Raw genomic sequence first — 8,696 nt, forward strand, 5'->3', positions numbered from 1 at the left:
CCGGCCAGGACACGGCCGCGCTGGTGGCGCGCATCAAGCTTCCGGTGCTGGTGCTCGCCGCGACCAAGGATAATGTCGTGCCCGACGTGGCAGACGCATTCGCTCCGCTTGCGGGTTCGAGCGGGGGCAGGGTCCAGCTCGACAAGATCGAGGATGCCGATCATTTCTTCCGCGACCTGTTCGCGGAAGACGTCGCCGACCGCATCGCCGGATTCATCAAGCAGACACGATAGGAGGGGGATCATGCAGCGTCGATCCATGCTTCGCGCGAGCCTTGCCGGACTATTTGGTGCCTTCGCGGTGCACCAGGCGTCCGCGGCGACGGAAGCGTCCGCGCGACAGCGCGTCGTCTATCATCTCGCCGATGCCGATCGTGTCGTCTTCGTTCTCGGCAATCTGCAGAACCATGTCGACGGCGTCGGCGGATCCGGGAAGGCCGACATCAGGCTGGTGGTGCACGGGCCGGCGCTGCGAGCCTTCCACGCGCTCGCGGCTCAGGACCACACGATTGCGATGATGACAAAGCTCGTCGACGCCGGCGTCGGTTTCGACGCTTGTGCCAACACGATGAAGGCGCAGGGCGTCGAGCTGGACGACCTCACGCCCGGCTTCGTGGTGGCCGAGAGGGGCGGCGTGGTGCGGCTCGCTGAGTTGCAGCAGCAGGGATATGCCTATCTACGGCCATGAGGCCGCTTCGCTCGGGCATCCTGAGGCATTGGCGCTTTGATCTGGCTCATGGGACGCGACGCCGAGATCGCTAGAATCGCATGCTCGCAGGAATAGCTGAGGCGGACGTGCTGACGCCGATCATCGATCTCTTGGGTGAAGACCGGCTGTCATGGCTCGGCGGGCTCCTGGTCGGAGGTCTGTTCGGGTTCTTCGCCCAGCGCAGCCGCTTCTGCCTGCGTGCCGCGGCGGTCGAATTCTCCCGTGGCGAGGGTGGACCGCGCCTTGCGGTCTGGCTCCTGACCTTTGCCGCGGCGCTGGTGGGCACGCAAGGCCTGGTCGCGCTCGGCTGGCTCGATGTATCCGAGGCGCGCCAGCTCGCTCAACAGGGCAGCATCTCTGGCGATCTCGTGGGCGGCCTGATGTTCGGTTGCGGGATGATTTTGGCGCGGGGCTGTGCCAGCCGGCTCTTGGTGCTTTCGGCCAACGGCAATCTCCGCGCATTATTGTCAGGGCTGGTGTTTGCGGTGACCGCGCGGGCCTCCTATCGCGGCCTGGTATCGCCTGCTCGCGAACGCAATCTGTGGCTGGTCGATGGCGGCCCGTCGCGCGACATCATGGCCATGTTCGGTGCTGGCACGCCGAGAAACTTGCCTTCTGCACCCCTATGGGACTTACCAGAAGGACGCGGTGCCCTGCTGAGACATCTGCGGCATCTCAGCGGTGAGCTGTCAGAACGTCTCGGTAATCTTGCTCAAGCGAGGTGGACGATCCGGGTCAAACCCGCAGGCCCGCGCCGTCTGCTCGATCATCCGATAGGCCGGAACCAGCATGGTGATCGGGTCGGTGGCGGGATCATCCGCGGCCAACCAGGGCAGCGAGCCACGCGGTCCGCCGCATAAATGAAGCGCGATGTTTTGCCCGCGCAATTCGTCTGCCAGCGCGTCCACCATGGCCGCCGTTTCATCCATCAGGCGCATCATGATAACTGGCGTGCGCGACGATAACGCAGCGCGCGGCCCATGCTGCAGCTCGGCGGCGCTCAGACCAATGGAAGGCAGGCGCAGGATTTCCGACAATTTGAGAGCGATCTCCCGCGCCGAGCCGAGGCCCAGGCCCCGCGCCGCCACAAACACCGCTGACGCTTTGGTGAGGTCGTCAGCAATTCCGGACCAGTCGAGCGGTAGCGCGCAGTGCAGGCGCTCCGGCAGCCTGTCGAGGGCTGACCGCAGCGCATGATCTCCCGCCAGCTCGGCAACAAGTCCGGCGGCGGCGGCCATCGAGCCGATCACGGTCTTGGTCGCCGCTACGGAGTGCTCCTGGCCGGCTTCGATCGGAACAACGAATTCCGCTTCGTCAGCCACCGGCGACGACGTCGCATTGAGGATGGCGATGGTGCGGGCGCCCGCGGCGCGCGCCGATCTGGTCGCCGCGACAAGATCGGGGCTGCGCCCGGATTGCGAGATCACGATGAACAGCGCATGGCGCAGCATCAAGGGTGGCGAAATGCCGTGATCACCGAAGGAGCGCTGGCTGAAACGGGAAGGCGGAGCCGCGTCTCGACAAGGTATCTCAAGTAAACCCCGGCATGCCCCGAGCTGCCCCGGCCGCACACGACGCACAGGGGCGCACAGCCAATCCCAATTCGCCGCGCGATGTCGCGCGTTGAGGGGCGGTTACGAACAATATTGGCAACAACATCCGCGCTTTCTCCGATTTCGCTCGCCATCGCGGATGTCGTCACGGCTCGCGCGCTCCGCCTTGCTTCCGCGCCGCTTCCTTGGGATGCCGGTCAGGATGCGAGTCACGATCCCCGGCGAGCTCGGCAAACACGCGCCGAAGATTGCCGTCACAGTTTTTCAGGATAGTCTCGGCATCGACCCTGTCGACACCCAACGCCAGCAGGCCTGCCGTCTTGATGTCTCCCTCGGCCTGCTCAAGCCAGTGTGCTGCGTGCGACGGATCACAGCGCGCGATTTGCGCCACCATGGCCTCGGCGCGCCGCTTCAGCTTGGCATTGGTCGGCTGCATGTTCACCATCATGCCGCGGTACACCCGGCCAAGGCGCAGCATGATTCCTGAGGAGATCAGGTTCAGCACGACCTTTTGCGCGGTGCCCGCCTTCATCCGCGTGGAGCCGGCGATCAGTTCGCGGCCGGTCTCAATCAGCACCGGAAACTTTGCCGAGGCCAGCAGTACGGTGCCGGGATTGTTGGCAACGCCGATCGTCACTGTACTAAAAGAGCCTGCCTGCTGCAGCGCCGCGACCGTGAATGGCGTTGTTCCGCTGGCGGCAACGGCGATCACAATGTCGTGCGGCGTGAGCCGCGCGGCATTGATCTGTGTGACCGCGTCATCGATATCGTCCTCAGCACCTTCGATGCTGGTGACGAACGCGCTGTCTCCGCCGGCGACGATGAAGTGAACGCGCTGGCTGGGCCATGCGAAGGTCGGCATCAACTCGGCGCCGTCCTGGACCGCCACGCGGGCCGAGGTGCCGGCGCCGACATATACAATGCGTCCATGATCACCCAGCGCCGCTTTGGCCGCCTCGGTCGCCGCAGTAATCGCGGGAAGGGCATGGCCGATCGCCGCGACTGCCGCAAGCTGGCCCTCCCACATCGCTTCCATCGCCGACGCGAGCTGCCATGCATCGAGATCGGCAAAGCGGGGGTCGACTTGTTCGGTGGCCATATTGTTGATCCATGCTCCATTAAACGCGGAACTTTGAAGCCTGCTCCTGGTCAGCTTCTCTCTTGGGCAGGTCTTTGCTGGCCAACTCAAGCCGCCCTCGCGCCACCAGTAATGCGCCGGCCGCCGCGTCGGCATCAGGACACCTCAGGCGCGCGCGCAGGTCTGGCGTCAGCCACGGCGTAATGGCATCCGCGAGCCCGCCTACCAACGAGAGCCGGTCAATTCCTCTCGCCAGGAAAAGATCAAGCAGATCGCCAATGGTATCGGCCGCGCGTTCGACAATGCGACGGCCGACCGGATCGCCCTGATTGGCGTGCCGCATCACGATCGGCGCGAACGCTGCGTAGTCCGTGGCCCTGGCTTCTTCAGACCAGGCCACCGCCTGATAAGGATCATGATCGAAGGCGCCCAGCACCTCTGAAAGCAATGGGGTCAGCTCGCCGCGGCGATCCGCGGCCCGCAGCGCCAGTCGAACAACCTGCAGGCCGATGTCGGCACCGCTGCCTTCGTCCGACACGGGAAAGCCGTAACCGGCGAGACGGACTTCGCGGCCGTCGATCAGGCCGACACCCACCGAGCCCGTGCCGGCTACCACGATGGCGCCATCCGCGCCGCTATGGGCGCCAAGGCAGGCCGCCAAGCCGTCGCTGATGAAGATCAGGGACGCAAAGGGATGCGCCATCTTGTTGAACGCTGCTTCCGCGCCCCGGCGGCCAAGACCGGCAAGGCCAATTCCGGCGTGCATCCGCGCGAAATCCTCGCGCGTCAGTCCGGCCTGTGCGGCGGCCGCTTCAGTGGCTTCCATGATGGACCGCCAAGCATTGTCAAAGCCAATCCGCGTCGTGGCTGGCCCCGAGCTCGCTGCACCGAGCAGCGTGCCATTTTCGTCCTCGATCCGGGCGCGGCAGCGAGTTCCACCGCCGTCAATGCCGAGATACGTGGTACCTTTTGTTCCCATGGAAAGTTAACGCCAAGGTTTCGCTCCGGGTCCCGCCGAAGCTGCCTGGTGTACATTTGAGGGCCTTCCACGGGAGTCGCCTCACGAGCCCGTGACTGCCATTCTCGGATCAATACAGATGGGCAACGCTGGTTATTCCGCTCCCACGATTTCCGCGCAGCACATCTTTGATGGTGCCGACATGCGCGGGCCAGGGTCGGTCAGAATCTCGCAGGGGCGGATTGAAAACATCACCTTCGGCGAGGCGGAGGCGCGCGCCTCAATCCATCTTCCCGCAGACGCGATCCTTGCACCCGGATTCATCGACATTCAGGTCAACGGAGGCGGCGGCGTTCTTCTCAACGACCAGCCGACGGAGGCTGGCGTCCGACGCATCGTTGAGGCGCACCGCAAGGCGGGGACCACCGGCTGCTTGCCGACCCTCATCACCGATCGCAGCGAGGTCATCGAGCGATTGGCTGCGGTCGGCCAGGCTTGCCTGAAGATTCCCGGCGTTCTCGGCTTTCATCTGGAAGGACCGGCCCTCAACAGGTCTCGCAAGGGCATTCATCCGGAAGCCGAGATACGCGTGCCCGATCGGCGCGATCTCGCGGCAATCAAAAGTTTTGGGGGGTGCGGCCGCTCCATGGTGACCTTGGCTCCGGAATGTGTGCCCGAGTCCATGATCGATGAATTGATCGGCGCTGGATTGCGTATCGCGGCCGGCCACAGCGACGCCACCGCAGCCGAAATCGGGCAGGCGGTCGATCGCGGTGTCTTGGGCGTGACTCATCTGTTCAATGCCATGTCGCAGTTGAGCGCCCGGGAGCCGGGCCTGGTGGGCGCCGCGCTTTGGGATGACCGGCTGTTTGCAGGGATCATCTGCGACGGCATCCACGTTGATCGCGCCGGTTTGCGCGTTGCGTTCCGCTGCAAGGGACGTGATCGATTGATGCTTGTCACCGATGCCATGCCATTGGCGGGCACCGACGACCGGCAATTCATGCTGCAAGGAAGGCAGGTCACATTGCACGAAAATCGCCTGACGGGCCCCGATGGCACACTCGCTGGCGCTCACCTCACCATGATCGAGGCGGTGCGCAACGCTGTTGAGCTGCTCGAAATCTCCCTTGTCGATGCTCTCATCATGGCCTCTCGGACGCCCGCGGCATTTCTGGGCCTTGAGTCCGCGCTTGGACGGATCGCGCCCGGACACCGCGCGGACCTTGTCGCCTTCAATCCGAACTTTGAAATCGTCGGCACATGGATAGGCGGTGTCGGTTCGATGGGCAGAGAACTTCACGCTGAAGATTGAAGGAGAGGACGCAAGTCGGCGGCCCGGTTCATAGCGGACCACCGACTCGCAACCGCGACACTGAGGCGGGCGGTGTTGGCCATCTCTTCCCGCTGGTGCTTGGGAAAGCCTCCAAGAGACCCGTCAAGCAACAGTGGCTGCCGTTCTCTCAGAACTCCGCAACGAAATCGCAACGAATTGGGTGAAGGGACCGTGAACAAAGCGGGACGGAAACGCCTGTCATCTCAATAAAAATCAATAACTTAGGAGATGTTCACTGCGTTCGGGACGCCGGGTTCGCAGGACGATGCCGACCTTCCGCCCATATCCACAAACAATGTCGTCGCTGGCGGTTCGGTTCTCGTATTGCCGACGGATCGGCCGACCGATCCGCCCGTTCAGGCCACCTAGCGATTTGAGATGGTTGCGGGTCCGTGGTTGTGCTGTCCGGCCCCTCGTATCGAGTGCTTGAAACCGGCCCTACCGAAGAATGTGGAGCCGAAAAGCGGTGGAGTCCAAAGAATGTGGCCCTCGATTCCATTGCCTCAGCGACGGCTCGGCATTTGGGGAAACCGTGGTAGAGCTTTTCACGTAGGGCGTGATCGCGTCCCTGATATTAGGATGACGACTACTTCTCGGTCAGCGTTTCGCTCAGGAATAGCGCGATCGCGCTTTCAAGATCCGTGGTGCTTCCATCTTCTTGCGTAACGGGCGACGTTCGGGGATAGAAATGCGTGGCGCCGGGCAAGTGCACGATCCGATGTGCAGGGACATGGCAGCATCTTGCCATTACGCTGACGGCATTTTGTTGAGCAGCGGTGGTCGCCTGGTCGATGCCGTGTCCGCGGCAGCGGAAAACTGCCCTCGCTCGACGTGGGCATCGGCGACGAGGTGCGCCGCGATCAGGTGATCGCCCGGGTCGTGCAGACCGAGACCGAGCAGCGCCTTCAGCAGGCGAGGGATGTTCTTCGCGAGCGCGAGCATGTCGAGCTCACCGGGGCGATCTCGCGCGAGATCGATGCCATGCTCCTTGTCTTTGGAGCCCCTGGCCAGCTTATCGCTGGCGGGGCAGGAGCACGGCCGGACCATCCCATTAGCGGACTTCCCTCCGTTCACCGACTCGACCGGCGGCAACAAAGTGACGGCCGACTCGCGAGAGAACAACGAAAGTTGCTTGGACTGGAAATTCCGCGATCCGAAGCACATATCATCGGCATGGTGACAATTGTGCAATGCACTTGCGGTGCTGAGTACAGACGCACCGAAGAGAAGTTCCTGGTACCGCATACAGGTGACGCGGTCTGCGCAATCTGCGGAGCTGCTCTGGAATCGTGGCAGGAAAGCACCCACGTTCCCAGTTACCAACTTATTGAACGTCCGAAGACGAAGACGGAGTGACAGAATGAAGCGGACTCCAGATGAAACCGATCTCAAGCAGCGATCGGCGTGAGGTCCCTTATTGGCCCGAATCTGAGAAACTCGACACTTACCTCTGGCTTGGCTGACAGGGATAACCGGACCTCGTCCGCGCCGGCCGCCAACTCCGTGTCTGCCCCGCCAAAAAAGGGGTAAAGTGCTCCAGGGTCACATCTGAGGAGTAACAACATGACCCTACTCCCCAAGTTAATTCGTGCGATCGACCGGCGTGCCTTCGCGATCATGGGCAACACGATGCCGCCCCAAGATCCTGATGATGACGAAGAGGAAGACGACGAAGAGGAAGAGGAAGAGGAAGAGGAAGAGGAAGACAAAACCGACGAACCGCCGGTCGTGCGCGAGCCGGATGAAGACTAAGCAGGGTCCTTATACGTAGCCTGAGCTTCGGAGAGCGTGATCCCCAGCCTGCGTGCCGGCGCGCTCGTGCGTCCGGCGGCTTTCAAGGTCGGTCTAATTCCGAGAGAGCAGCGGACAGGCGCTGAATGGACCACGGGTTCTCGGCGCACACTCTCGGCGTTCGCGGGTAGAGGAGGCGAGCATGACCCTCATATGGCTTGGTGTGCTCCTTGTTTTCGGCGGCGTGCTCCAAATGGCGTTTCAGCCCATTTGGCGAGGCCGACTCAGCGGTGGAAGGCGGCTTCGCTCCGGGCGTGATACGCTGGAGCCTGAAAGACCGGGTAGCGGCTTCGGCATCAAATCGAACTGGCCTGGACTTGTGATGGTCGCGCTTGGCGGCGCTTTTTTGCTGGCCGGTGCTGCCATCTGAGTTGAAACGAATGTCTCAGGCGTTGCCCGTTATCTGGCCAGGCCAATGTGCCAGAGCCATGTCTCCTCCTGGCCCGTGGCTGCCTTGATCCCACGCTGCCAAATGTCGGCTGATAGGGACAGACCGGAAATTTGCGGATGAGAATTGGCACTTTTGACGAAGCGGATATTGAAGGCGCCTAGTTCGCGCATCATCCCTCCGGCACGTCGGCTAGGCAGTCGTCCGTTAAGAAGCCGAATTGAGCGGGAGCGGACAGGCAAGCGTATGCGATAGCTGGATCAGGAAGAGGCACAAGAGTTCTCTGAGCCAGGCGAGGATACGGCGGAAGTTGTGGCCGACTGCTGAGAGCACGACGTTGGCGGCGTCGCCGGCGCGGCCTTTGAGATAGCAGCGGCCAAGGTGACCTTCGGCCTTCAGATGTCCGATGATGGGCTCGATGGCGGAGCGGCGCCGGAGCTCGCGCTTGATGGCGCCGAACACGCCGCGCTTCTGGCCCGAAATGAAGACGCGACGGGGATTTTGCGTGTCGTGGCCGCGATATCCCTTGTCGACATAGGCCCGCTCGATCGGACAGCCAGTGAGCGCCTCGGTGCGGTCGATGACGTCCCGCAGGGTATGACCGTCGTAGGGATTATCGGGCAGCGACCTGGCGTGCAGTACGAACAGGCCACCGGGCGCCCGGCGGTTGTTGGTGACGATGGAGGCCTTCACGCCGAACTCGTAAGGCGCGGCGGCCTTGCCTTTGCCGATGCATTCCACCTCCGGGGCATGGAAGGAATAAAAGCTTCCAGCCGCGTTGGCGCTGCTGCTGCGAGCGGATTTGCACGGCCCGGCCAAGCGGGAGGGCGAATGCCTCCTCCAATGCCGGCTGGCCTCGATCTTGCGGCGGATGTCGCGGATGA

The 8,696-nt window shown here is 63.0% G+C and carries 8 protein-coding genes and 3 pseudogenes; 6 read left to right on the forward strand and 5 right to left on the reverse strand.

What is annotated here, in order from left to right:
- The 3 genes and pseudogenes from BRA1253DRAFT_RS31920 to BRA1253DRAFT_RS42180 form a co-directional block, all read left to right on the forward strand.
- Positions 1-233, forward strand: a pseudogene (locus BRA1253DRAFT_RS31920) (alpha/beta hydrolase); the annotation flags it as partial.
- Between the two features lie 10 nt (positions 234-243).
- The gene (locus BRA1253DRAFT_RS31925; protein WP_007601182.1) at positions 244-687 is read left to right on the forward strand and encodes a DsrE family protein; all 444 of its coding nucleotides are present in this window, start codon (positions 244-246) and stop codon (positions 685-687) included.
- A gap of 107 nt (positions 688-794) precedes the next feature.
- Positions 795-1,337, forward strand: a pseudogene (locus BRA1253DRAFT_RS42180) (YeeE/YedE thiosulfate transporter family protein); the annotation flags it as partial.
- A gap of 60 nt (positions 1,338-1,397) precedes the next feature.
- On the opposite strand, the gene BRA1253DRAFT_RS31935 reads toward BRA1253DRAFT_RS42180, so the two are convergent.
- From BRA1253DRAFT_RS31935 to BRA1253DRAFT_RS31945, 3 genes are all read right to left on the reverse strand, one after another.
- Positions 1,398-2,159 carry an SIS domain-containing protein gene (locus tag BRA1253DRAFT_RS31935; protein ID WP_051058476.1) on the reverse strand — a complete coding sequence of 254 codons (762 nt, stop codon included), beginning with the start codon at positions 2,157-2,159 and terminating at the stop codon, positions 1,398-1,400.
- 247 nt (positions 2,160-2,406) lie between these two features.
- Entirely contained in the window at positions 2,407-3,360 is a 954-nt protein-coding gene (locus BRA1253DRAFT_RS31940) for an N-acetylmuramic acid 6-phosphate etherase (RefSeq protein ID WP_007601185.1), read from the reverse strand.
- Between the two features lie 19 nt (positions 3,361-3,379).
- Entirely contained in the window at positions 3,380-4,318 is a 939-nt protein-coding gene (locus tag BRA1253DRAFT_RS31945; RefSeq protein WP_007601187.1) for a BadF/BadG/BcrA/BcrD ATPase family protein, read from the reverse strand.
- Between the two features lie 118 nt (positions 4,319-4,436).
- Between BRA1253DRAFT_RS31945 and nagA the strand changes: the two genes are divergently transcribed.
- The gene (gene nagA / locus BRA1253DRAFT_RS31950; RefSeq protein WP_007601189.1) at positions 4,437-5,612 is read left to right on the forward strand and encodes an N-acetylglucosamine-6-phosphate deacetylase; all 1,176 of its coding nucleotides are present in this window, start codon (positions 4,437-4,439) and stop codon (positions 5,610-5,612) included.
- Positions 5,613-6,380: 768 nt separating this feature from the next.
- On the opposite strand, the gene BRA1253DRAFT_RS31955 is transcribed toward nagA, so the two are convergent.
- Positions 6,381-6,755 carry a hypothetical protein gene (locus BRA1253DRAFT_RS31955; protein ID WP_157158658.1) on the reverse strand — a complete coding sequence of 125 codons (375 nt, stop codon included), beginning with the start codon at positions 6,753-6,755 and terminating at the stop codon, positions 6,381-6,383.
- Positions 6,756-7,196: 441 nt separating this feature from the next.
- Here BRA1253DRAFT_RS31955 and BRA1253DRAFT_RS44695 point away from each other — a divergent pair, with 441 nt between their 5' ends.
- Both BRA1253DRAFT_RS44695 and BRA1253DRAFT_RS42185 read left to right on the forward strand, forming a co-directional pair.
- The gene (locus BRA1253DRAFT_RS44695; protein ID WP_007601191.1) at positions 7,197-7,385 is read left to right on the forward strand and encodes a hypothetical protein; all 189 of its coding nucleotides are present in this window, start codon (positions 7,197-7,199) and stop codon (positions 7,383-7,385) included.
- A gap of 181 nt (positions 7,386-7,566) precedes the next feature.
- Entirely contained in the window at positions 7,567-7,794 is a 228-nt protein-coding gene (locus BRA1253DRAFT_RS42185) for a hypothetical protein (protein WP_007601192.1), read from the forward strand.
- 225 nt (positions 7,795-8,019) lie between these two features.
- On the opposite strand, the pseudogene BRA1253DRAFT_RS31965 reads toward BRA1253DRAFT_RS42185, so the two are convergent.
- Positions 8,020-8,696: pseudogene (locus tag BRA1253DRAFT_RS31965) on the reverse strand (IS5/IS1182 family transposase); the annotation flags it as partial.

Origin of the sequence: Bradyrhizobium sp. WSM1253 (assembly GCF_000244935.1) — a bacterium.
Taxonomy (GTDB): Bacteria; Pseudomonadota; Alphaproteobacteria; order Rhizobiales; family Xanthobacteraceae; genus Bradyrhizobium; species Bradyrhizobium canariense.

Bases quoted from the DNA above. Each gene is read 5' to 3' on its own strand.
- BRA1253DRAFT_RS31925 (WP_007601182.1), top strand. From the start codon at position 244: ATGCAGCGTCGATCCATGCTTCGCGCGAGCCTTGCCGGACTATTTGGT.
- BRA1253DRAFT_RS31935 (WP_051058476.1), bottom strand. From the start codon at position 2,159: ATGCTGCGCCATGCGCTGTTCATCGTGATCTCGCAATCCGGGCGCAGC.
- BRA1253DRAFT_RS31940 (WP_007601185.1), bottom strand. From the start codon at position 3,360: ATGGCCACCGAACAAGTCGACCCCCGCTTTGCCGATCTCGATGCATGG.
- BRA1253DRAFT_RS31945 (WP_007601187.1), bottom strand. From the start codon at position 4,318: ATGGGAACAAAAGGTACCACGTATCTCGGCATTGACGGCGGTGGAACT.
- nagA (WP_007601189.1), top strand. From the start codon at position 4,437: ATGGGCAACGCTGGTTATTCCGCTCCCACGATTTCCGCGCAGCACATC.
- BRA1253DRAFT_RS44695 (WP_007601191.1), top strand. From the start codon at position 7,197: ATGACCCTACTCCCCAAGTTAATTCGTGCGATCGACCGGCGTGCCTTC.
- BRA1253DRAFT_RS42185 (WP_007601192.1), top strand. From the start codon at position 7,567: ATGACCCTCATATGGCTTGGTGTGCTCCTTGTTTTCGGCGGCGTGCTC.